The sequence below is a fragment of the Jannaschia sp. S6380 genome, from assembly GCF_023015695.1.
GTDB lineage: Bacteria > Pseudomonadota > Alphaproteobacteria > Rhodobacterales > Rhodobacteraceae > Jannaschia.
In genome coordinates this window covers 1-270 of sequence record NZ_JALKAS010000005.1, presented here as the reverse complement: position 1 = coordinate 270, position 270 = coordinate 1, and the positions used below count along the sequence as shown (strand labels likewise).

The window sequence follows — 270 nt, the reverse complement described above, 5'->3', positions numbered from 1 at the left end:
GCCCAAGGCACCGTCGGACGCCTCGAGATCGACACCGACGGCGGCGGCGACGCCTTCACCGCCCTCGGCATCATCCGCGGCGGCCGCAACCTCGACATCCAACAGATGTTCCTCGATGGGAACGCGGTCGTGACCAGCTCCGGCCCGCCGCCCGACACCGGCGACGACGACGGCAACCTTTCGCTGTCGGCGCCGGATCTGGAGATCGACGCGGGCGAGGTCGGCGCGGTCGGCTTCACGCTTTCGGGGCTGGACGCGGACGCGACCGCC

The 270-nt window shown here is 71.9% G+C and carries 1 protein-coding gene; it reads left to right on the top strand.

Translation table 11 applies throughout. The annotated features are described in order from the left end of the window. Nucleotides 1-270: hypothetical protein (locus MWU52_RS17905; RefSeq protein WP_246954723.1), on the top strand; the 270-nt coding region annotated here is incomplete at both ends.